Raw genomic sequence first — 22,613 nt, 5'->3', positions numbered from 1 at the left:
GGATTCGATAGGTTCTAGTTATACACCTATAGGGTCGGTTCGCCAACTTTTTAGCCGTAGTGCTTGCGGCGGGGACGGCGCTCAGGCCTTCAGATACTGCTCGCGCGCGCCGAGCCAGCGCGCCAGATGCTGAATGACCACGTCCGGATATTGGTCGAGCAGCGTCGCGGCGGCTTCGCGCGCCGGCTCGATGAGGTGCTGATCGTTCTGCAGGTCGGCGAAACGCAGCATCGCGGCGCCTGACTGCCGCGCGCCGAGGAACTCGCCTGGCCCGCGGATTTCGAGGTCGCGGCGGGCGATCTCGAAGCCGTCGGTGGTTTCGCGCATCGTTTGCAGGCGCGCGCGGGCGGTCATCGACAGCGGTCCGGTGTAGAGCAGCACGCAGACTGACGCGGCGCTGCCGCGCCCCACGCGTCCGCGCAACTGATGCAGCTGCGCGAGACCGAAGCGCTCCGCATGCTCGATCACCATCAACGATGCGTTCGGCACGTCGACGCCGACTTCGATCACCGTGGTCGCGACCAGCAGCTGGATCTCGTTGCGCGAGAACGCGTCCATCACCGTGGCCTTTTCGGCGGGCGCGAGGCGCCCGTGCACCAGCCCGACCTTCAGCTCGGGCAGCGCGGCCACCAGCGTCTCGTAGGTCTCGACCGCGGTTTGCAACTGCAAGGTCTCGCTTTCCTCGATCAGCGGACACACCCAGTACACCTGGCGCCCCGTCAACGCCGCCTCGCGCACGCGGCCGATCACCTCTTCGCGGCGCGCGTCGGACACGAGCTTCGTGAGGATCGGGGTGCGGCCGGGCGGCAGTTCGTCGATCGTGGAGACGTCGAGGTCCGCGTAGTAGGTCATGGCGAGCGTGCGCGGAATCGGCGTCGCCGACATCATGAGTTGATGCGGCTGGAAGTCGGCCGCGCCGTCGGCGGCGCCCTGCGCCTTCGCGCGCAACGCGAGCCGTTGCGCGACGCCGAAGCGATGCTGCTCGTCGACGATCACGAGTCCGAGGCGCGCGAACTCGACCGCGTCCTGGATGATCGCGTGCGTGCCGATCACGAGCTGCGCGGTGCCGAGCGCGGCCGCTTCGATCGCGGCGCGCTTCTCCTTCGTCTTCAGACTGCCCGCGAGCCACGCGACATTCACGCCGAGCGGCTCGAGCCAGCCGCGCAATTTGCGCGCGTGCTGCTCGGCGAGAATTTCGGTCGGCGCCATCAGCGCGGCCTGGTAGCCGGCGTCGATCGCCTGCGCGGCGGCGAGCGCCGCGACGATCGTCTTGCCGCTGCCGACGTCGCCCTGCAACAGCCGCTGCATCGGATGCGGCTGCGTCAGGTCGAGCGAGATCTCGCCGCCGACGCGCTGCTGCGCGGCCGTCAGCGAAAATGGCAGCGCCTTCAGCAGCCGCGCGACCAGCGCCGATTCGTCGCCGAGCTTGCGGCGCGGCATGGCCGGCGCGGCGCGCGTGCGCCGCTCGTCGTGCGCGCGCTTCAGCGACATCTGCTGCGCGAGCAACTCCTCGAACTTGATGCGCACCCAGGCCGGATGCGTGCCGTCGATCAGCGCCGTTTCGTCCGACTGCGGGCCCGGATGATGCAGCGTGCGCACCGCGTCCATCAGCGCCGGCACGCCGAGCGGTTCGAGAAACGCGCGCGCGACCGGCGCGGGCAGCAACTCCGGCAGCGACGTGCGCGCGAGCGCGTTGTCGATTGCCTTGCGCAGATACGCCTGCGACACGCCCGCGGTGCTCGGATAGACCGGCGTCAGCGCCTGCGGCAGCGGCGTGTCTTCGTCGACGACGCGCACGGTCGGATGCACCATCTCCATGCCGAAGAAGCCGCCCCGCACGTCGCCGCGCACGCGCAGGCGCGCGCCGGGCGCCATCTGCTTGACCTGCGAGCCGTAGAAATTCAGAAAGCGCAGCACGAGTTCGTCGCCGTCGGCGTCGCGCAGCTTCACGAGCAGCTGCCGGCGCGGGCGATAGGCGATCTCATTGTCGAACACCACGCCTTCGGTTTGCGCGATGCCGCCGGGCAGCAAGTGACCGATCGGCGTCAGCGTGGTTTCGTCTTCGTAGCGCATCGGCAGATGCAGCACGAGGTCGATGTCGCGTGTGAGGCCGAGTTTGGCGAGCTTGTCGGCGGTTTTGACCGGGGCTTTGGCGGCGGCTTTTGCCGCGCCTTTGGTTTTGGCGGCGGGTTTGTCGTCGCTCGCGTGGTCGGCGGCGAATTGATCCGGCGGGTCGCCCGCGTGGCCGCCGGGCTTGTCGCCGTCGCGCCCGAGATCGTGGCCAGCGGCCATCATGCCGCCTTGTGCGCCCGCTTGCGCCGCATCCCGCTCCCCCGCCTCCGCCCGCGCACCGCGGCGCCGCGGTTCAGCGCCCGCTTCGAGGGTGGCAACGGACGATCGGCGGTCGGACAAAGGCATAGGCTGCTTCGCAAGTACAATATCGGGTGCTGTCGAAAAGAAGTCGTGCCGCCCTTCGCGCGTCCAGCGTAGGCAGGATGCGGCACAAAGCGCGCGGGCCGCTTCGGCGTCCCGCCATCATAGCCGCCCGGCTCCGGCTTCGGCTCAATTCAGTCCCAAATCAGTCCCAACCCGCTTCCAGTCGTTCGCATGTTTACGCTTTCCGATTTCGATTTCGATCTGCCGCCCGAGCTGATCGCGCAAGTCGCGCTGCCCGAGCGCAGCGCAAGCCGTCTGCTCGACGTGGACGCCGCAGGCGCCGCCGACGGCGCCGCGCGCCTGATCGACCGCCGCTTCACCGAACTGCCCGAGTGCCTCGCGCCGGGCGATCTGCTCGTCTTCAACGATACCAAAGTGCTGAAGGCGCGCTTCTTCGGCCAGAAGTCGAGCGGCGGCAAGATCGAAGTGCTGGTCGAGCGCCTGACTGGCGAGCGCAGCGCGCTCGCGCAGATCCGGGCGAGCAAGAGCCCGCAGGCGGGCACGACGATCCGTCTCGCGGATGCGTTCGACGTCACCGTCGGCGAGCGCGTCGATCAGTTCTACACGCTGCATTTCCCCGACGACTGCCTGACGCTGATCGAGCAGTACGGCCGTCTGCCGCTGCCGCCGTACATCGAGCACGACCCCGACGCGACCGACGAAACCCGCTATCAGACCGTATTCGCGCAGAACCCGGGCGCGGTCGCCGCGCCGACCGCCGGCCTGCACTTCGACGACACGCTGCTCGGCCGCCTCGACGCCCTCGGCATCGACCGCGCGACGCTGACGCTGCACGTCGGCGCGGGCACGTTTCAGCCGGTGCGCGTCGAAAACATCGCCGAGCACAAGATGCACAGCGAGTGGTATCACCTGCCGCAAGCGCTCGCGGACAAGATCGCCGCGACCAAAGCGCGCGGCAACCGCGTGATCGCGGTCGGCACGACGTCGCTGCGCGCTCTCGAAGCCGCCGCGCGCGACGCCGAAGCCGCCGGCCATCCGCTCGGCGCGGCGAGCGCGGAAACCGACATCTTCATCACGCCGGGCTACCGGTTCCGCGTGGTCGACCGGCTGGTCACGAACTTCCATTTGCCGAAATCTACGCTGTTGATGCTGGTGTCGGCGTTCGCGGGCGTCGAGACGATTCGCGCCGCGTACCGTCATGCGATCGACGAGCGCTATCGTTTTTTCAGCTACGGTGACGCGATGCTGCTCACACGGCGCGATGCATGAGCCGGTTCGAGCACTGCTTCAGCGTATTGGCAGTCTTCCTAGCCGCCGCGATCCCTCGTGGCGGTTTTCATTGATTGCGCCGGACTGTTTTCCGGTAGCCCCAGGAGTGATCCCCATGACCCTTGGTCATCTCTCGCAACATCCTGCCCACGAGCGCCCGGAGAATGGCCTCAAATTCGAACTGCTCGGCACCGACGGCCTTGCGCGCCGCGGCCGCGTCACGCTCAATCACGGCGTGGTGGAGACACCGATCTTCATGCCGGTCGGCACCTACGGCACCGTGAAGGCGGTCCAGCCGCGCGAGCTCGACGAAATGCACGCGCAGATCATCCTCGGCAATACGTTTCACCTGTGGCTGCGACCCGGCCTCGAAACCATCGAGGCGCACGGCGGCCTGCACGGCTTCATGGGCTGGAAGAAGCCGATCCTGACCGATTCGGGCGGCTTCCAGGTGTTCTCGCTCGGCGATCTGCGCAAGATCACCGAGGACGGCGTCACGTTCGCGTCGCCGATCAACGGCGACCGGCTGTTCCTGTCGCCGGAAGTGTCGATGCAGATCCAGAAGGTGCTGAACTCGGACATCGTGATGCAGTTCGACGAATGCACGCCGTACGCGACCGACAACATCCCGACCTCTCATAAGGAAGCCGCCGAATCGATGCGCATGTCGATGCGCTGGGCGCAACGCTCGATCGACGAATTCGAGCGCCTCGGCAATCCGAATGCACTATTCGGCATCGTGCAGGGCGGCATGTTCGAGGATCTGCGCGACGAGTCGCTCGCCGGCCTCGCGGAGAAGAACTTCCACGGCCTCGCGATCGGCGGTCTGTCGGTCGGCGAGCCGAAGGAAGACATGATGCGGATCCTGAACCACATCGGCCCCAAGCTGCCGGCCGACAAGCCGCACTACCTGATGGGCGTCGGCACGCCGGAAGACCTGGTGGCCGGCGTCGCGGCCGGCGTCGACATGTTCGACTGCGTGATGCCCACGCGCAACGCGCGCAACGGCTGGCTCTTCACGCGTTTCGGCGACATCAAGATCCGCAACGCGACGCACAGGAACTCGCTGCGCCCGCTCGACGAGCAATGCGGCTGCTACACCTGCCGCAACTTCACGCGCGGCTATCTGCACCACCTGCATCGCGTCGGCGAAATTCTCGGCGCGCAGCTGAACACGATCCACAACCTGCATTACTACCTGGAACTGATGCAGGAAATGCGCGATGCGATCGAGGCGAAACTGTTCGAGACATTCCGCAAGCGTTTCCACGAAGACCGCGCGCGCGGCGTCGAACCGTCGTCCTGACGGCCCGCCGCATGGATTGCGCATGCCGCACGCGGACAACTTACAATTTACTTTCGCCGGCCGCTGAATTTGCCCCGAATCGGACCTTTAAACGGTTGATCGCAAAGCCGATTCGCCGCGCCGGCGCGCGTGTGGCCGGTGGTAGAATAATCGGCTGATTTTTTTGATCGTTTGACTGATAACGGAGAGACCAACGTGTCGTTCATTTCCAATGCCTTCGCGCAAGGCGCAGCAGCAGGTGGTATCGAATCGAACCTGATGAGCTTCCTGCCGCTGATCCTGATGTTCGGCGTACTGTACTTCATCATGATTCGCCCGCAAATGAAGCGTCAGAAGGAACATCGCAACATGCTCGCAGCGATGGCCAGGGGCGATGAAGTCGTGACGAACGGCGGCATCGTCGGCAAGGTGACGAAGGTGGGCGAAGCCTACGTCGGCATCGAAATCTCGGAAGGCACGGAAGTCACCGTGCAAAAGGCGTCGGTCACGACAATTCTCCCGAAGGGCACGATCAAGTCGCTGTAAGGCCTGCACTCCCCGCGTCCGGTGCGGCCTCGCCGGCGGTTCAGGCAGTTCGCTGAACGGCCCGCGCTCATCGCCGGACGCATCGCATCCAAGCCAACCTTCCCGTTGGACCACTCATGAATCGCTACCCCCTCTGGAAATACGCCGTGATGCTGGTGGCTCTGGTCATCGGCCTCGTGTACACGCTGCCCAATCTGTACGGCGAAGCGCCGGCGGTGCAGGTGTCGAGCGGCAAGGCCACGGTTAGACTCGACGCCGCCACGCTAGCGTCGATCGAAGCCGCGCTCGCGGCCAATCACATCAAGCCGACCGCAATCACGTTCGACAACTCGCAGAACAACGCGAACATCCGCGTGCGCCTGACGAACACGGACACGCAGTTGCGCGTGAAAGACCTGCTGCAGAAGTCGCTCAATAGCGACCCGAACGATCCGCAGTACGTCGTCGCACTGAACCTGCAAAGCGCGTCGCCGACCTGGATGACCGCGCTGCGCGCGCTGCCGATGTACCTCGGTCTCGACCTGCGCGGCGGTGTGCACTTCCTGCTGCAGGTCGACATGGCCGGCGCGCTGAACAAGAAGCTCGACTCGGACGCCTCGGACGTGCGCACGCTGCTGCGCGACAACAACGTGCGCGACGGCGGCGTGAATCGCGTGAACCAGTCGGTGGTGGTGAATCTGGCCGACCAGGCCACGGCGGACGCGGCACTCAAGCTGCTCGGCCGCAGCGTCAGCGAACTGCAGTGGGCGTCGCAGCCGAACACCGGCGCGGGCGGCGGCGTGCAGCTCGTCGGCACCTTTACGCCGGCCGTGCAGCGCGAGGTGCAGGACGCCGCGCTCAAGCAGAACATCACGACGCTGCATAACCGCGTGAACGAACTCGGCGTGGCCGAGCCGGTGATCCAGCAACAGGGCACGGACCGCATCGTCGTCGAGCTGCCGGGCGTGCAGGACACCGCGAAGGCGAAGGACATCATTGGCCGTACGGCGACGCTCGAAGCGCGCCTCGCCGATCCGGTCAACACGCATCCGAACCCGAACGACCCGGTGCCGCCGGGCGATGAACTCTTCACGCAAGGCAACCAGACGCCGGTGCTGCTGCGCAAGCAGGTGATCTTCACCGGCGACCGCATCATCGACGCGTCGGCGGGCTTCGACGAGCATCAGCGTCCGTCGGTCAATATCCGTCTCGACTCGGCCGGCGGCCGCGCGGTGCGCGCGGTATCGCGTGACAACATCGGCAAGCCCATGGCGATGGTGCTGTTCGAGCACGGCAAGGGCGAAGTGCTGACCGTCGCGACGATTCAGTCGGAACTGGGCGACCGCTTCCAGATCACCGGCCAGCCGACCCCGCAAGCGGCCGCCGACCTCGCGCTGCTGCTGCGCGCCGGTTCGCTCGCCGCGCCGATGGAAATCATCGAGGAACGCACGATCGGCCCGAGCCTCGGCGCCGACAATATCAAGAAGGGCTTCCACTCGGTCGTGTGGGGCTTCGCGGCCATCGCCGTATTCATGAGCGCGTACTACATGCTGTTCGGCGTGATCTCGATGGTCGGCCTGTCCGTGAACCTGCTGCTGCTGGTCGCGGTGCTGTCGATGCTGCAGGCCACGCTCACGCTGCCGGGTATCGCCGCTATCGCGCTCGCGCTCGGTATGGCGATCGACGCGAACGTGCTGATCAACGAGCGCGTGCGCGAGGAACTGCGCCACGGCGCGCCGCCGCAACTGGCCATCCAGAACGGCTACGCGCATGCATGGGCGACGATTCTCGACTCGAACGTGACCACGCTGATCGCCGGCCTCGCGCTGCTCGCGTTCGGCTCCGGTCCGGTGCGCGGCTTCGCGATCGTCCACTGTATCGGCATTCTGACGTCGATGTTCTCGGCGGTGTTCTTCTCGCGCGGCCTGGTCAACTTCTGGTACGGCGGCAAGAAGAAGCTGAAGTCGCTGTCGATCGGCCAGGTGTGGCGTCCGCAAACAGCGGCGGCAGGCTCGGCCGCGTATGCCGGCAACACCCTCGGCGGCAGCGACGCCGCGACCGACACCGCGCAGGCCATCGCCACGGCGAAGGCGAAAGCGAAGGCAAGCTCGAAGGCACCGGCCGCGGCCGGCGCGCAGGGTCGCTCGAAGCCGACCGTGCGTCGCCGCAATGCGTCGGGCACGTCGACGTCGAATGACTCGACGCGGCAAAAACCGGGTTCATCCCGCTGAGTCCCGGAGAACAAGACCATGGAATTTTTCCGTTTCCGTAAAGACATTCCGTTCATGCAGCGCGCGTTGATCTTCAACGCGATCTCGCTGATCACCTTCCTCGCCGCCGTGTTCTTCCTCGTGCATCGCGGGCTGCATCTGTCGGTGGAATTCACCGGCGGTACCGTGATCGAGGTGCAGTATCCGGGCGCGGTGCCGCTCGACCCGGTGCGTAACACGCTCGGCAAGCTCGGCTATGCCGACGCGCAGGTGCAGAACTTCGGCACCTCGCGCGACGTACTGATCCGTCTGCCGCTGAAGACGGGCTACACGTCCGCGCAGCAGAGCGACCAGGTGATGGGCGCGCTGAAGGCCGACACGCCGAAAGTGCAGTTGCAGCGCGTCGAGTTCGTCGGTCCACAGGTCGGCAAGGAGCTCGCCACCGACGGTCTGCTCGCGCTCGCCTGCGTGGTGGCCGGCATCGTGATCTACCTGTCGTTCCGCTTCGAATGGAAGTACGCGATCGCCGGCGTGATCGCCAACCTGCACGACGTCGTCATCATTCTCGGCTTCTTCGCGTTCTTCCAGTGGGAGTTCTCGCTGTCGGTGCTGGCCGCGGTGCTCGCGGTGCTCGGCTATTCGGTCAACGAGTCGGTCGTTATCTTCGACCGGATTCGCGAAACCTTCCGCCGCGAACGCAAGATGACCGTGATCGAAGTGATCAACCACGCAATCACCAGCACGATGTCGCGAACCGTCATCACGCACGGCTGTACGCAGATGATGGTGCTGTCGATGTTCCTGTTCGGCGGCCCGACGCTGCACTACTTCGCGCTCGCGCTGACGGTCGGTATTCTGTTCGGTATCTACTCGTCGGTGTTCGTCGCCGCGGCTCTTGCCATGTGGTTCGGCGTCAAGCGCGAAGACCTGATCAAGGACAAGAAGGAACGCGTCGATCCGGACGATCCGAACGCGGGCGCCCAGGTTTGATGCGCGCGTAACCGCTGAGGATGCGCACAATAAAAAAGGCCGGTTCTGTCGAACCGGCCTTTTGCGTTTACATACGCCGTCGTTACCGCCTCGTTCCTAGCGGAACCCCAGCTTGCGCCGTGCGCCGATCAGCGCCGCGATGCTCAGCAGCGCGGCAAACATCACGTAGTAGCTCGGCGCTGCCTTCGAACCGGTCGCGCTGATCAGCCACGCGATGATGAACGGCCCGAAGCCGCCGAAGATCGTCACCGCGATGTTATACGCGAGCGACATGCCGGTCGTGCGCGTCTGCACCGGGAATATCTCCGACAGCAGTCCCGGCGTCGCGCCGAAGTAGCCGCTGACGAGAAAACCGAACACGATCTGCCACACGATCAGCGTGCCGAAGCCCGGATGCGCGATCAGGAACGCGAACGCCGGATAGACGAGCACGAACAGCAGCACGGCCGCGCCCAGCATGATGCGCGTGCGTCCATGCAGGTCCGACCAATGCCCGGCCACCGGCGAGAACACCATCTGGATCAGACCCGTCACCGCGATCGCCGAGAACGCGACCGACGGCGCGAGCCCCAGTTGCCGCACGCCATAGGTCGGCATGAACAGCATCAGATACGCGGACACGGTCCCGAGGATCACCACGCCCATCGCGATCACGAGCCGCAGCTTCTGCGTCGCGAACGTATCGCGCAGCGGCGTCTGCGTCGTTTCGGCGGCGAGGAATTCGGGCGTCTCGTCGAGCCTGGTGCGGATGTAGAACGCGACGGGCCCGATCAGCAGACCGAAGAAGAACGGCACGCGCCAGCCCCACGATGCCATCTGTTCCGGCGACAACTGGCCGGTCAGCAACGCGCCGAAACCGGCCGCGAGCAGCGTCGTCAGACCCTGGCTCGCCATCTGCCAACTCGCGTAGAAGCCGCGCCGGCCCGGCACGTGCTCGGCGAGAAACGCAGTCGCGCTGCCGAATTCGCCGCCGGCCGAGAAGCCTTGCATCAGCCGCGCGAGCACGAGGATCAGCGGCGCGGCGAGACCGATGCTCTGGTAGGTCGGCAAAATCGCGATGATCAGCGTGCCGCTCATCATCAGCAGGATGGAAAGCGTGAGCGCCCCCTTGCGCCCGGCGCGGTCCGAGTACGCGCCGATCACGATCGCGCCGAGCGGCCGCATGAAGAATGACACGCCGAACGTGCCGAGCGTGAGCAGCAGCGATACGGTCTCGTTGCCGGCCGGAAAAAACAGCTTCGAGATGGTCACGGCGAAAAAGCCGTACACCACGAGGTCGAACCATTCGAGCGCGTTGCCGATCGAGGCGGCCACCACCGCGCGCCACGAATTCCGCCGGCTTCCCGCGACGCTTGCTGCTGTCGTTGCATTCATCCAGATCTCCTGTACTGCGCGAAATATTTATCGACACGAACGCATGACGTCCGCCCAGGCCATCCCGGCAACGCGCAGCACCGGCATGACTGCTTGCGCTCTATTTAACTGAAAAAATAAAAGCGATGCGAGCGACAAATGGCCGAGGCGCGCCACCCTGGCCGAGGCGTTCGCAACGGGCGACAAAAAACCGCTTCGTCGGTGAACGACCGAAGCGGTTTTCGTATTGCGGCGCAGCGCGGATCGAATCGCAACAGCGGCCCGCGCGCGGCGCCGGCCGCGAAGCTGCCGGCGCGCCTACTGCTGCTTGATACCTTCCGACTGGATATGCAGGCGCGTCTGCATGCTGAAGCCGTACTTCGCGCCGAACTCCATGCCGTAATCGGCGCGATTGAATTCGGTGCTCGCCTCGACGCCGCAGACTTCGCGCTTGAGGACCGGGTGCTGCATGCACTTGAACGAATCGATCTTCAGATTCACCGGCTTCGTGATGCCGCGAATCGTCAGCGTGCCGATCACCTCGACGGGCTTGTCGCCGTCGAACTTGATCTCGGTGCCCTTGTAGGTCACGGTCGGATACTTCTCGACGTCGAAGAACTCGGCGGCCCTCAGGTGATCGTCGAGCTTCGGGTTGCCGGTCTGCACCGAAGCGGGATCGACGGTGACGTCGACGGTGCCGGTTTTGGCCGCGCGATCGAGCGTCACCGTTCCCGTGGTCTTCGTGAATTTGCCGCGCCAGATCGACAGACCGCCAAAGTGGTCGGCCTCGAAGCTCGGAAACGTATGCATCGGATCAAGCAGATAGGTATCGGCGGCGAAGGCGCCGAGCGACAGCGACGAAGCCAGCGCGCCAACAGCGATCAATATGGACGTTTTCAATTCGTGCTCCTGTTTTGCGTTGAAAATCGCGGTGCAACCTGCGGTGGGAAAGCGGCCGCGCCCCACGTGGCGCGGCGGACCTCGCGAGCGCCGTGCGCGTTACTTGCGCGCGGCGACGATATGAAACTTGATCACGACCTCGTCGGCGACGACCGATGTGTCCTTCCATTCGCCGGTGCCGATGTCGAACTGCGAGCGCTTGATCGGCAGCGCGCCGTCGAAGGTCTGCATCGCGCCCTGCTGGCCGACCGTGACCGGCACCACGACCGTCTCCGACTTGCCCTTGATGGTCAGCTTACCGGTCACCTTGAACTGGTTGCCGCCGGCCGGCGCGATCGCGCTCGACACGAACGTCGCGCTCGGAAAGGTCTTCGCGTCGAACCATTCCTTGCCGCGCACCTGCTCGTTGTAGCTCTCGTCGCCGAGATCGTAGCTGGCGACGTCGATGTTGAGCTGCGCGCTGCCGGCCGTCGGTTTGGCCGGATCGAAGCTGACCTGCGCCGTGAACTTGTTGAACTTGCCTTCGACCGGCACGTTCATCTGCTTCGAGGTAGCCGTCACCGAACTCTTCGCGACGTCGACCTGCGCGAGCGCCGCGCCTGCGGCGCTCAGCGACGCCGCTGCGAACGCGGCCAGCATGTAGCGATAAAACGAACCCTTCATGGTTGTCCTTATTTGAGGAAGGGGATCATGCGCGACAGCAGGCCGTCGCGATCGAGCCATTGATGCTTGAGCGCCGCCGCGGTGTGTAGCGCGACCAGCACGAGCAATGTGTAATTCAACGCGATGTGCAGATTCTTCAGCACTTCCTTCAGGTGCGGATCGGGCGCGATGATTCGCGGCAGCGGAATCAGCCCGAGGTAGACGACCGGCACGTTCGCCGCCGAGCTATACAGATAGCCGGACACGGGAATCACGATCATCAGCACGTACAGCAACAGATGTGTGAGATGCGCGGCGCCACGCTGCCAGGTGGGCATGCGGCGCGGCATCGGCGGCGAGGCGTGGGTCGCGCGCCACAGGATGCGCACGATCGCGAGCGCGAACACGGTCACGCCGATCCATTTGTGCCACGAGAAATAGCGCAGCTTGGTGGGCGTGAAGCCCGGGATGTCGGTCATCACCCAGCCGAGCGCAAAGCCGCAGACGATCAGCAGTGCGATCAGCCAGTGAAACGCGATGGCGGTCCGCGTGTACGACTCCCGGGTACCGAACGATGGATTGAGTGTCATGACAGATCAACGCAGGCAGTTAGAAGTTAACGGCGCGCCGCGGCCAGCTATTCCGCGATCACCGCCGCGCATCGGCGCGGCGTGCGCGGCCGATGCGGCGGACATCATCGCCACAAAAGGCCACCGGGCATGCCACGGGCGCCATGCTACCCCAAGCGCGAAAAGCTGGCTGGAGCGCGTCGGCGGAACGGGCCCGAATTTTGCGCTGCAATGGCCCCAGGGCGCCGCGTCATCGCCCTTGCGTTGACCGATTCGGGGACCGAAAACCCCGAAGCGACGCCATCTCAGGCCCGGACCAGCGCGCGGCGGGGACGGCGCCACGCCCCGCGCCGCGCGCGGCTCGCCTCGGTCGCGAGGCCGCGTTTGGTACTATTGCTGCTCACCGCCGCCCGACCCCTCGTAACGAGCAGGCCTTACACCCCGCCACTACGTCGTTAGCCCATCTGCCGCATGGAACATGACAACCTGATCGCGTGCCATGAATGCGATACGCTGTTCCGCAAGCCACGGCTTGTCGGGCGCGTCGCCGCGCGTTGTCCGCGCTGCGGCGCGACGCTCTATCGCGGCGTCTCGCGCAAGCTCGACGCGATCTGCGCACTGACGCTCGCCGCGCTGATCACGTTCGTGATCGCGCAGGGCTTTCCGATCGTCGAACTCGAAACCAACGGCATCACGTCACAGACTACGCTGTTCGGCGCGCTCGTCGCGCTGTGGGGCGAGAACATGCAGATCGTCGCCGTGATGGTGTTCTGCTCGACGATCCTCTTTCCGTTCACCGAACTCGTCGCGCTGCTGTACGTGCTGGTGCCGCTACGCGCCGGCTACGTGCCCGCGCACTTCAATCGCGTGCTGCGCGCGATCCAGTTCGTGCGACCGTGGGGCATGATCGAAGTGTTCATGCTCGGCGTGCTGATCACGATCGTGAAGATGGTGAGCCTCGCGCGCGTGATTCCCGAGGCGGCGCTGTTCGCGTTCGGCGCGCTGACGCTGATGTTCGCGGTCGTCGTCACATTCGATCCGCGCGTGCTGTGGGATGTCGCCGACGAGATCGACGCGAGCGGCGATCGGCCGTTGCCGCGCACGTCGGCCGACAGCGCGGCGGTCGCGGTCGGCTCGCTCGCCGGTCCGCCGGCGCCGTCCGCGCTCGCGGGCTCGGCCAGCGGCAACGCTGGTGGCACAACCAACAGCACGGCGGACGGCACCCCGCCCGGCTTGCCGCCCACGCCGCGCGAAGGATGAGCCCGCGATGAAATACGTCACCGCGAAACGCGCGGGCCTGCTGTCCTGCCATTCGTGCGGGCGCGTCGAACCGCGCATCCGCTCGGTCACGCCGCAGCACTGCGGCCGCTGCGGCGCGCATCTGCACTCGCGCAACCCCGACAGCCTGATGCGCACATGGGCACTGCTGATCGCAGCGGCGCTGCTGTATATCCCGGCGAATCTGCTGCCGGTGATGCATACGTCGTCGCTGCTCGGCTCCGAGGACGACACCATCATGAGCGGCGTCGTCTATTTCTGGACTTCCGGCGACTGGCCGCTCGCGATGATCGTGTTCATCGCCAGCATCCTGGTGCCGATGCTGAAGCTCTCGGTGCTCGTGCTGCTCACCGTCACCGCTCAGCGCCGCTCGCGCTGGCGTCCGCAACAGCGCACGACGCTGTACCGGATGGTCGAGCGGATCGGCCGCTGGTCGATGCTCGACGTGTTCGTCGTCACGCTCACCGTGGCGCTCGTGCGTTTCAAATCGCTGGCCGTGATCACGGCCGGGCCGGGCGCGATCGCGTTCGGCTCGGTCGTGATCCTGACGATGCTGGCCTCCATGCAATTCGATCCACGCCTCATCTGGGACCCCGTGGAAAGCCGTACCCCAACACCTCAGGATCTCGACCATGACTAGCCCGCAAGGACCGACGCCCGCCTCCGATGATGCGCCGCGCAACGATTCGAACGGACCCAGACTGCCGCCCCAACTGCCCGACCCCGAGATCGAGCCACGCAGCCGCTGGTTGCCGTCGCTCGTCTGGGTGATTCCGCTGATCGCCGCGCTGATCGGCATCGCGCTCGTGATCAGGTCGGTGACCGAGCGCGGGCCCGTGATCACGATCAGCTTCGTCAGCGCGGAAGGGCTCGAGCCGGGCAAGACCAAGGTCAAGTACAAGGACGTCGACGTGGGCGCGGTGAAGACGATCACGCTGTCGCCGGATCTGTCGCACGTGCTCGTGCAGGTGCAGCTCACCAAGGAAGGCGGAAAGTTCGCGGTCAAGGACTCGCGCTTCTGGGTGGTGCGTCCGCGCGTCGGCGCGAGCGGCGTGTCGGGTCTGACGACGCTGCTGTCGGGCTCGTACATCGGCGCCGACGCGGGCCGCTCGACCGAAAGCGAGAGCAACTTCGTCGGCCTCGAAACGCCCCCGCCCATCACCGGCGACCAGAAAGGCCACCAGTACACGCTGCACGGCGATTCGCTCGGCTCGATCGACATCGGCTCGCCGATCTTCTACCGGCGCGTGCAGGTCGGTCAGGTGGTCGGCTTCTCGCTCGACAGGGACGGCACCGGCGTGACGATGCGGGTATTCGTGTCGGCGCCGTTCGACCAGTACGTCGGCACCAACACGCGCTGGTGGCATGCGAGCGGCGTCGATCTGCGACTCGATTCGAGCGGCTTCAAGCTGAACACGCAGTCGCTCGCGACGGTGATAGTCGGCGGTCTGTCGTTCCAGTCGCCGCCCGGCCAGAACATGGGCCCGCAGGCGCCGAACAACCAGACCTTCCGCCTCGGCTCGGACGAAGCGGACGCGATGCGCGAACCAGACGGCGTGCCCTTGCGCGTCGTGATGAACTTCAACCAGTCGCTGCGCGGGCTGTCGATCGGCGCACCGGTCGATTTCCGCGGCATCGTGCTCGGCCAGGTGACCAATATCGGCATCGACTACGATCCGAAGACGCAGAGCTTCACGATGCCGGTCACGATGAACGTGTACCCGGACCGCCTCGGCAAGCGCTTCCGCGAGAGCTCGCCGCAGCCGGGCACGCTCGCCGGCGAGAACCTGATGCAGGAACTCGTCAGGCACGGCCTGCGCGGCCAGTTGCGCACCGGCAACCTGATCACGAGCCAGCTGTACGTGGCGCTCGATATCTTCCCGAAAGCGCCGCCGGCCAAGGTCGACGTGACGACCGATCCGCTCGAGCTGCCGACCATTCCGAACACGCTCGACGAATTGCAGTTGCAGGTCGCCGACATCGCGAAGAAGCTCGACAAGGTGCCGTTCGACCAGATCGGCGCGAATCTGAACACCGCGCTGAAGAACGCCGACCAGCTGTTCTCGCGTCTCGACAACGAAGTCGTGCCGCAGGCGCGCGACACGCTGACGGCCGCGAAGCAGACCTTCAGTTCGGCCCAGGCAACCTTGCAGCAGGATTCGCCGATGCAGTCCGACGTTCATCAGGCGTTGCAGGAACTGACGCGCACGTTGCAGTCGCTGAACGCGCTGTCGGACTACCTCGAGCGTCATCCCGAATCGCTGTTGCGCGGTAAATCAGGAGATAAACCATGATGTTTGCCCGGCTCCCCCGTCCGCCGCGCGCGCTCGTGCGCGGTGCCGTACGCGGCGTCGCGTACGGCACCGCACTGGCTGCGGCTCTCGCGATCGCGGCGTGCTCGTCGCCGTCGAGCCGTTTCTATACGCTGGGTGGCGCGGATAGCGCAAGCACCGCCGCGAACGGCGCCCCGCCGGCCGTCGCGCGCACGAGCGCCGCGCCTGCCTGGCTGATCGAAGTCGCGCCGGTCAACGTGCCGCCGCAGGTGGCGAGAAATCAGCTGGTCGTGCAGACCGGGCCGACTCAGGTGCAGTTGCTCGAACAGGAGCGTTGGGCGTCGCTGCCCGGCGATGAAATCCGCCGCGCGCTGTCGACGAATCTGACGCAGCAGCTCGGCACCATCGATACGTTCGGCACCGCGCACCCCGACGACGCGGCCGTGTACCGGATCGCCATGAACGTGCAGCGCTTCGAGTCGTGGCCCGGCTCGCATGCGTTGATCGATGCGGTGTGGAGCGTGCGGGCCGTGCGCAGCAATGCGGTGATGACCTGTCGCAGCGTGGTCAGCGAGACGGTTGGCGGCGGGTACGACGCGCTCGTCGATGGACATCGGCGCGCGCTGGCCGAAGTGTCGACGCAGATCGCGGCGGGGGTGCGGGCGATGGCCGCGACGGCCGTCGCTACTACGGCCACGACGGGCAAGACGTCGTCTTCGGCCCGATCGGCTGCCGCGGCAGTCGTGCCGCCCTGTCCTTCCGCGGAAACGGCCGCGGGAGCCGGCGCCTGACAGGCCCGGCTGGCGCGAGCCCGGTGCGCACGCGCGTGTCTATCCGGGCCGCGCCGACTTCAACGCACAGCTTCAGCAGACGCGCTTCCACAATGCCTAGCAGTCCATTCGACGCCACGCGCCTCTGCAGGACAAACCCATGTTCGACTCCATCAGACGGTTGATAAAAAAATGGCGCGCGTCGCGCGACGGCGGCCATCAACTTTATGCGCTGCTCGCGATCGCGGATAAGACCGCGCCTTATGCGGAGCGCAGCGAGTGGCTGATCGAACTCGCGCACTGGATTCGCCGCGGCCGCATCGTGCGACCCGGTGCAACTGACGCCGACGACACCGTCGCCCGCCAGTCCAACCCCGCCCACACGCGCATCCGCTACCTGCTGCACGTGCTCGATCGCAACCCCGCGTGGAAGGCGAACGTCGCCGGCATCCTGCGCGCGCTGCTGCGCGAAAGCGATGGCCTCTCGCTGCTGTGCGACGCCGGCATGCCGGTGCATTCGGGCTTCTTCGGCGCGGTGTTCGAACGCCTCGAGGCGTCGCTGATTCCGCCCGCGCCGAACCGCCGCGACCTCACCGCGATCGTCACGCTGATGTTCGGCTCCGAGCGCGACGCCGAATGGATCGACACGCTGCCCACCGATCTGCTGGTGCGTATCCACGCGCTATTCGACTACGCGCCCGACGACGAAGAAGACGGACACGACAGCACGCCCTTCTCGCTCGACCTGCTGGCCGCGCTGCACAACCTGACCTGCCAGATCAGCTCGACCGGACTGTCGCAAACGGTGCGCAGCCGGCTGGGCGGTGTGGCGCCACCTGGCGATCGCATCGACGACCGCGTCGACCGCATAATCGACGCGCGAACCACCGACGTCAACGGCGTGCGCGTCGCAATGGAAAGCCAACCGTTCTACCGCCTCACCCGCGCGATGCTCGCGGTCGAAGCCGCTCACGACGCGTACGCGGCGGGCGGCCCGCAGGAGCCGCTGCTACGCGAGGTCAACTATCTGCGGCTGCTGCTCGACGAATGCCGCGGCGCAACCGACAACGTGTTCGCGCATCTGTACCGCAACGGCGTGAGTGTCGACATCGTGTTCCAGGTCGAGCGGATGCGCATGCGCATCGAGCGCGCCGAGCATCTGCTCGATGCCTGGATGGCGCAGGACGATCTGCACGCGGCCGCGCGCCTGACCGCCGAACTCGTGCGCGCCAATCACGCGAGCCAGAGCGTCGCGCATCTCGCGCGCAGCAATTCATCGCTGCTCGCGCGCAAGATCGTCGAGTACAGCGCGGATACCGGCGAACACTACATCGCGCGCGATCGCGCCGAGTATCTGAAGATGATGCGCATGGCGGCCGGCGGCGGACTCGTGACCGTCGTCACCGTGTGCGTGAAGTTCGCGATCACCGGCGCCCATCTGCACGCGATGCTCGAAGGCGTGCTCGCCGGCATCAACTACGCGGCGAGCTTTCTGCTGATGCACTTCCTGCACTTCTCGCTCGCGACCAAACAGCCCGCGATGACCGCGCCGACGCTCGCGCGCGAACTCGACGGCGTCGGCACGCCGGCCGGCGTCGACAGTTTCGTGAGTTCGGTGACCGCGCTGATGCGCACGCAGGCCGCGGCGGTGCTCGGCAACGTGCTGCTGGTGTTTCCCGTCAGTCTGTGCGTGGATCTGCTGTACCACGCGCTGTTCAACACCGACCTCATTTCGGCCGACAAGGCGATCGCGACGCTGCAGTCGTTCTCGCTGATCGGGCCGACGCCGTTCTATGCGGCGTTGACGGGCGTGCTGCTGTGGTCGTCCAGCCTGCTCGCGGGCTGGGCGGACAACTGGTTCATCCTGCATCGCGTCGCCGACGCGCTCGCCTACAACCGGCGCCTGCGCATGACGCTCGGCGTGGCCGGCGCCGACCGTCTCGCGCGCTTGTGCCGCGCGAACGTCGCGGGCGTGGTCGGCAATATCACGCTCGGCCTGATGCTCGGGCTCGTGCCGGCGATCCTCACCGCCTTCGCGTTCAAGTTCGACGTGCGTCACGTGACGCTGTCTGCCGGCTCGATCGGCGTGGCGCTCGGCGCGCTCGGCGAAAGCGCGCTGAAGCTGCCGGCTCTGTGGTGGGCGGTGGCGGGCGTCGGCAGCATGGCGATTCTCAATGTCGCGGTGAGTTTTGCGCTGGCGTTCTACATGGCGGTGAAATCGCGCGATTTGCGGCGCAATGCGGTGCGCTCGCTGCGCGGGGCGATCTGGCAGCGGGTCAGGCGGCATCCGCTGGAACTCGTGTGGCCGGCCCAAGCGGGACGCGAGGCGAGATGACGCAACGACAGACGACGGCCCTGCGCGCCGATCGCGCCGGCCCGCCGATCTCGACCGCGTACAATAGCGCCTTATCCAACGCCTTGCGGCAACCTCAATGTCCTTCGATTTCTTCCTTCCTTGCCCGCGCGGGCTCGAAGCTCCGCTCGCGGCCGAACTCGCCGAAATTGCCGCCAAACATCTGAACGGCGCCGCCTTCACGGCCGGCGCCCAGGTACCGGGCGGCGTGCATTTTCGCGGCGGCTGGGCCGCCGGCATGGCCGCCAATCTGCACTCGCGTCTCGCGAGCCGCGTGCTGCTGAAAATCGCGGAGCGGCCCTACCGCAGCGAGCAGGACATCTACGCGCTCGCGCTCGAGCAGCGCTGGGAGCAGTGGTTCTCCGCGCACGAGACGCTGCGCGTCGACGTCACCGCGATCAAGTCGCCGCTGCGCAGTCTCGAGTTCACGACGCTGCGCGTGAAGGACGCGATCTGCGATCGTCTGCGCGAAAAAAGCGGCGCGCGGCCGAGCGTCGACACCGCGATGCCCGACGTGCGCGTGTTCGCGTTCCTGAGCGCGACCGACTGCACGCTGTACCTCGACACTTCCGGCGATCCGCTATTCAAGCGCGGCTGGCGTCTCGACAAGGGCGCGGCGCCGCTGCGCGAAAACCTCGCGGCTGGCATTTTGCGTCTGACTGGCTGGCAGGCCGGCACGCCTCTCTACGATCCGATGTGCGGCAGCGGCACGTTCCTCGCGGAAGCGGCGCAGGTCGCGTTGAACATCGCGCCGGGCGTCGAGCGGCGCTTCGGCTTCGAGAAGCTCAAACAGTTCGACGCGCGGAGCTGGCAAGCGCTGAAGGGCGCCGCGCTCGAGGCGAAAAATGCGGCGCGCGGCTCGCGCGGCGCGGATCTGGAGATTTTCGGCAGCGACATCTCCGGCGACATGCTCGAAAAAGCGCGCGCGAACTTCGAGCGCGCCGGCTTGCCGCCCATTTCGCTCAAGCAGCTCGATGCGCGCCACATGACGCCGCCTGGCTCGGCGCCGGGCATCCTCGTCGCGAATCCGCCGTATGGCGAGCGGATCGAAGTGCGCGGCCGCAATGCGCGCGGCGAGCTTCGCGAAGGCCGCGGCAATCGCGACGACGACGGCTTCCGCCGCATTCAGGAAGAAGCGCCGGACAGCGAGTTTTTCCAGTTGCTCGGCAATGCGTTGAAGCAGCGCTTTGCCGGATGGCATGCGTTCATCCTGACGTCGGATCGCAAGCTTCCGGGGCAACTGCGGCTGCGCGAATCGACGAAGACGCCGCTGTTCAACGGTGCGCTCGAATGCCGGCTGTTCCGCTTCGATCTGATCGCGGGCAGCGTGCGGCAGCGTCCGCAGGGCGATACGCCGGCGGCTTGAGGCTGTTTCTAGCGGGGCGGCGCGCTGTCGTCGCCCTGTCGTCATCGCGTCGCTCGAAAAGCAGGCCGCGCGCATGAGCGATGTGGTCGGCGTGTTTCGCTGGTGGGGTGAAGCGGTCGCGTCTTCGCACCCTACTGCCACCACGCTGTCAGCAGCACCCCCGCACACTCCTTCTCACGCCATCCGGCGCTTGAACGGCCTACTGCCAACCGAAGGAGAGTGTCATGTCCGCATTGCCCAAACTCGTTGCCTGGTTCGAAATCCCGTCCGTCGATTTCGATCGCGCGGTGCGCTTTTACGAAGCCGCGCTCGACGCCCCGTTGAATCGACAGGAGATCGGCGGCCAGCCGATCGCCGTGTTCAGCTACGAGGAGCCCGCAACTGGCGGCGCGATCGTCCACAATCCGTCGATGACACCCGGCGTCGACGGCGTCACCGTCTACCTGAACGCGCTGCCCACCGTCGACGCGGCGCTTGCGCGCATCGAACGGGCGGGCGGCAAGACCGACGGCCCGGTGATCAAGCTGCCGCAGGACATCGGCTATATCGCGTTCTTCACCGATACCGAAGGCAATCGCGTCGGCCTGCATTCGCGCACCAACGGCTAAGCGCGCACCGGAAGCCGCCGCGCCCCGACCGAAGGCCGCCATGCGGCGCTATCATCGCGGGACCGTCCCCTTCCTCCTCTACCCGACGCCCACGATGACGCGCCGCGCCGACCGCCTGTTCCAGATCGCCGAGCTGCTGCGCGGCCGGCGCCTGACCACCGCGCAGCAACTGGCCGACTGGCTGAACATCTCGCCGCGCACGGTCTATCGCGACGTGCGCGATCTGCAATTGTCGGGGGTGCCGATCGAAGGCGAAGCGGGCATCGGTTATCGGCTGTCGCGCTCGGCAAGTCTGCCGCCGCTGACCTTCACCGCCGACGAACTCGCCGCGCTCGCCGCCGGCGCGCGCATGCTCGAATCATGGGGTGGCGCGGGCTTCGCGAGCGGCGCGCGGGGCGCGCTGGCCAAAATCGCATCGGCGATGCCCGCCGACAGGCGCGCGACGCTCGAACGGCTCGCGATCTTCGCGCCGTCGTTTCACATCAAGGGGGATTTTTCGACGCAGCTCGACACGCTGCATCGCGCGATCGATGCGCGGCAGGTGGTGCGCTTCGCGTATACCGACGCGAACGGCGCGGACACCGAGCGCCGCGTCTGGCCGCTCGCGCTCGCGTACTGGGGCGCGCGCTGGACGCTCGGCGCATGGTGCGAGCTGCGTGCTGATTTCCGCAATTTCGGACTGGAGAAAATACGCGATCTCGAAGTGCTCGAGACGTATCCGGATCAGGAAGGCAGGCGGCTCGCGGATCTGCTGCGGCACGTAAACGCGAGGCCGAAAATATGAAAAGGATCGCGGCGCGACGCACCGCGATCTCAGGGTCTGTCTACCGCTAACGAGCTACTCGACCGACTTAACCATATCCTCGATCACCTTCTTCGCGTCGCCGAACACCATCATCGTCTTGTCCATGTAGATGCGTTGATGGTCATTGGGTCAAGCTCCTTATGAAAGCCCGCCGCATAAGGCTTACGGCCGGGGTGCCTGGCGATCCAGGCGGTTATCGCAGGTGAAACGCATGCCGGTAAGTCCAGTTACCGGCATTGACCCGACGCGAAATTTTTCGCGTCCGCGAAAAATCACGCGGCCTGCCAAGGGTTCACAAGGCAGACGCCCGTTGCTACGAAATCAGCGACATTTCGCGTCACCACGGTCATACCATGAACGATCGCCGTAGCGGCGATAAGCGCATCACGCTCCGAGCGCCGATCCGGTACATGCAAGCGCGCGCAGCGTAAGGCAACGCCCGTATCGACAGGCAGCACGCGATCCGCAAATTCAGTTAAGACGTGCTCCTCGAGCCATGCGCGCAGCAACGCGCCTTGGCTCGGGTCGCTGCGCTCCTTCAGCAAAACGCCCGTTGCCAGCTCCATGATCGTGATTGCAGAAACAAAGAGCGCCGAAGCATCGACGCTCTTTGCCCAGGCGACGAGGTTGGCATCCGCCCTGCGCCCCTTACGGAGTTCGGAAACGACATTCGTATCGATAACAAACATCAGAGTTCAGCCGGCCGGATAGATATATCCACGCGCGGCGGATCGAATTCAATGTCAGCAACCTCGGGCATGGCCAGGGCGTCCACGATGTTGCGACGCTGTCTGGCGAGAAGCCAGTATTCCTCGATGCTCAGCAAAACATGGGCGGGCTTGCCGCGATCGGTGATGAATACGGGGCCGTCTTTGGTCGCCTTTTTCGCCCGGGTCACGTCTTGATTGAGTTCCCTGCTGGATAAGGTCGTAATCGTCATATTCCCTCCCGCCACCTAACGTAGTAACGTTACTACATGTCAGGAATGTCGGCAAGTCACTACGTTGTGAGTTCCGAAAG

At 65.9% G+C, this 22,613-nt stretch carries 20 protein-coding genes; 13 read left to right on the top strand and 7 right to left on the bottom strand.

Annotated features, from left to right (window positions below):
* Positions 1–81: 81 nt before the first annotated feature.
* A complete protein-coding gene (gene recG / locus OKW26_RS36415) occupies positions 82–2,418 on the bottom strand; it encodes an ATP-dependent DNA helicase RecG (RefSeq protein ID WP_429356611.1) in 2,337 nt (778 codons plus the stop codon).
* Between the two features lie 189 nt (positions 2,419–2,607).
* Here recG and queA point away from each other — a divergent pair, with 189 nt between their 5' ends.
* From queA to secF, 5 genes are all read left to right on the top strand, one after another.
* Complete coding sequence (gene queA, locus OKW26_RS36410) at positions 2,608–3,666, top strand: tRNA preQ1(34) S-adenosylmethionine ribosyltransferase-isomerase QueA (RefSeq protein WP_429335763.1); 1,059 nt, start codon at positions 2,608–2,610, stop codon at positions 3,664–3,666.
* A 115-nt stretch (positions 3,667–3,781) separates the two neighbouring features.
* On the top strand, positions 3,782–4,972 hold the full coding sequence (tgt, locus tag OKW26_RS36405; protein WP_429356610.1) for a tRNA guanosine(34) transglycosylase Tgt: 1,191 nt from the start codon (positions 3,782–3,784) through the stop codon (positions 4,970–4,972).
* Between the two features lie 195 nt (positions 4,973–5,167).
* The gene (gene yajC / locus OKW26_RS36400) at positions 5,168–5,497 is read left to right on the top strand and encodes a preprotein translocase subunit YajC (protein WP_184034524.1); all 330 of its coding nucleotides are present in this window, start codon (positions 5,168–5,170) and stop codon (positions 5,495–5,497) included.
* 116 nt (positions 5,498–5,613) lie between these two features.
* On the top strand, positions 5,614–7,707 hold the full coding sequence (gene secD, locus OKW26_RS36395) for a protein translocase subunit SecD (RefSeq protein WP_429356609.1): 2,094 nt from the start codon (positions 5,614–5,616) through the stop codon (positions 7,705–7,707).
* 18 nt (positions 7,708–7,725) lie between these two features.
* Entirely contained in the window at positions 7,726–8,676 is a 951-nt protein-coding gene (secF, locus tag OKW26_RS36390) for a protein translocase subunit SecF (protein ID WP_429356608.1), read from the top strand.
* 96 nt (positions 8,677–8,772) lie between these two features.
* On the opposite strand, the gene OKW26_RS36385 is transcribed toward secF, so the two are convergent.
* The 4 genes from OKW26_RS36385 to OKW26_RS36370 all read right to left on the bottom strand — a co-directional run bounded on the left by OKW26_RS36385 (position 8,773) and on the right by OKW26_RS36370 (position 12,161).
* On the bottom strand, positions 8,773–10,050 hold the full coding sequence (locus tag OKW26_RS36385) for an MFS transporter (protein ID WP_187611131.1): 1,278 nt from the start codon (positions 10,048–10,050) through the stop codon (positions 8,773–8,775).
* Between the two features lie 297 nt (positions 10,051–10,347).
* The gene (locus OKW26_RS36380; RefSeq protein ID WP_184034536.1) at positions 10,348–10,917 is read right to left on the bottom strand and encodes a YceI family protein; all 570 of its coding nucleotides are present in this window, start codon (positions 10,915–10,917) and stop codon (positions 10,348–10,350) included.
* Positions 10,918–11,028: 111 nt separating this feature from the next.
* Entirely contained in the window at positions 11,029–11,592 is a 564-nt protein-coding gene (locus OKW26_RS36375) for a YceI family protein (RefSeq protein WP_429356607.1), read from the bottom strand.
* An 8-nt stretch (positions 11,593–11,600) separates the two neighbouring features.
* Complete coding sequence (locus OKW26_RS36370; protein WP_090803069.1) at positions 11,601–12,161, bottom strand: cytochrome b; 561 nt, start codon at positions 12,159–12,161, stop codon at positions 11,601–11,603.
* Between the two features lie 450 nt (positions 12,162–12,611).
* On the opposite strand from OKW26_RS36370, the gene OKW26_RS36365 reads away from it, so the two are divergent.
* The 8 genes from OKW26_RS36365 (at position 12,612) to OKW26_RS36330 (ending at position 21,572) form a co-directional block, all read left to right on the top strand.
* Positions 12,612–13,400 carry a paraquat-inducible protein A gene (locus OKW26_RS36365; protein ID WP_429356606.1) on the top strand — a complete coding sequence of 263 codons (789 nt, stop codon included), beginning with the start codon at positions 12,612–12,614 and terminating at the stop codon, positions 13,398–13,400.
* Positions 13,401–13,407: 7 nt separating this feature from the next.
* A complete protein-coding gene (locus OKW26_RS36360; RefSeq protein WP_184034548.1) occupies positions 13,408–14,058 on the top strand; it encodes a paraquat-inducible protein A in 651 nt (216 codons plus the stop codon).
* A complete protein-coding gene (locus tag OKW26_RS36355) occupies positions 14,051–15,712 on the top strand; it encodes an intermembrane transport protein PqiB (protein ID WP_184062333.1) in 1,662 nt (553 codons plus the stop codon). Before OKW26_RS36360 ends, OKW26_RS36355 begins: the two co-directional genes overlap by 8 nt.
* A complete protein-coding gene (locus tag OKW26_RS36350) occupies positions 15,709–16,482 on the top strand; it encodes a PqiC family protein (protein ID WP_184062335.1) in 774 nt (257 codons plus the stop codon). Before OKW26_RS36355 ends, OKW26_RS36350 begins: the two co-directional genes overlap by 4 nt.
* A gap of 139 nt (positions 16,483–16,621) precedes the next feature.
* The gene (locus OKW26_RS36345; protein WP_429356605.1) at positions 16,622–18,796 is read left to right on the top strand and encodes a site-specific recombinase; all 2,175 of its coding nucleotides are present in this window, start codon (positions 16,622–16,624) and stop codon (positions 18,794–18,796) included.
* Positions 18,797–18,893: 97 nt separating this feature from the next.
* On the top strand, positions 18,894–20,180 hold the full coding sequence (locus OKW26_RS36340; RefSeq protein ID WP_429356604.1) for a THUMP domain-containing class I SAM-dependent RNA methyltransferase: 1,287 nt from the start codon (positions 18,894–18,896) through the stop codon (positions 20,178–20,180).
* 224 nt (positions 20,181–20,404) lie between these two features.
* Positions 20,405–20,788, top strand: coding sequence for a VOC family protein (locus tag OKW26_RS36335; RefSeq protein ID WP_429356603.1), 384 nt, complete (start codon positions 20,405–20,407; stop codon positions 20,786–20,788).
* A gap of 40 nt (positions 20,789–20,828) precedes the next feature.
* Positions 20,829–21,572 (top strand): helix-turn-helix transcriptional regulator, encoded by a 744-nt coding sequence (locus tag OKW26_RS36330; RefSeq protein WP_429356602.1) that lies wholly within the window; start codon positions 20,829–20,831, stop codon positions 21,570–21,572.
* Positions 21,573–21,865: 293 nt separating this feature from the next.
* Here OKW26_RS36330 and OKW26_RS36325 read toward each other — a convergent pair whose 3' ends face one another.
* Positions 21,866–22,285, bottom strand: coding sequence for a type II toxin-antitoxin system VapC family toxin (locus tag OKW26_RS36325; protein WP_429357160.1), 420 nt, complete (start codon positions 22,283–22,285; stop codon positions 21,866–21,868).
* Positions 22,282–22,533 (bottom strand): type II toxin-antitoxin system prevent-host-death family antitoxin, encoded by a 252-nt coding sequence (locus OKW26_RS36320; protein WP_184062344.1) that lies wholly within the window; start codon positions 22,531–22,533, stop codon positions 22,282–22,284. Before OKW26_RS36320 ends, OKW26_RS36325 begins: the two co-directional genes overlap by 4 nt.
* Between the last annotated feature and the right edge of the window lie 80 nt (positions 22,534–22,613).

The organism is Paraburkholderia sp. 32, assembly GCF_050435345.1.
Classification (GTDB): domain Bacteria; phylum Pseudomonadota; class Gammaproteobacteria; order Burkholderiales; family Burkholderiaceae; genus Paraburkholderia; species Paraburkholderia tuberum.
Note: the sequence above shows the minus strand (reverse complement) of the source record. Positions and strands in the feature narration are given on the sequence as shown.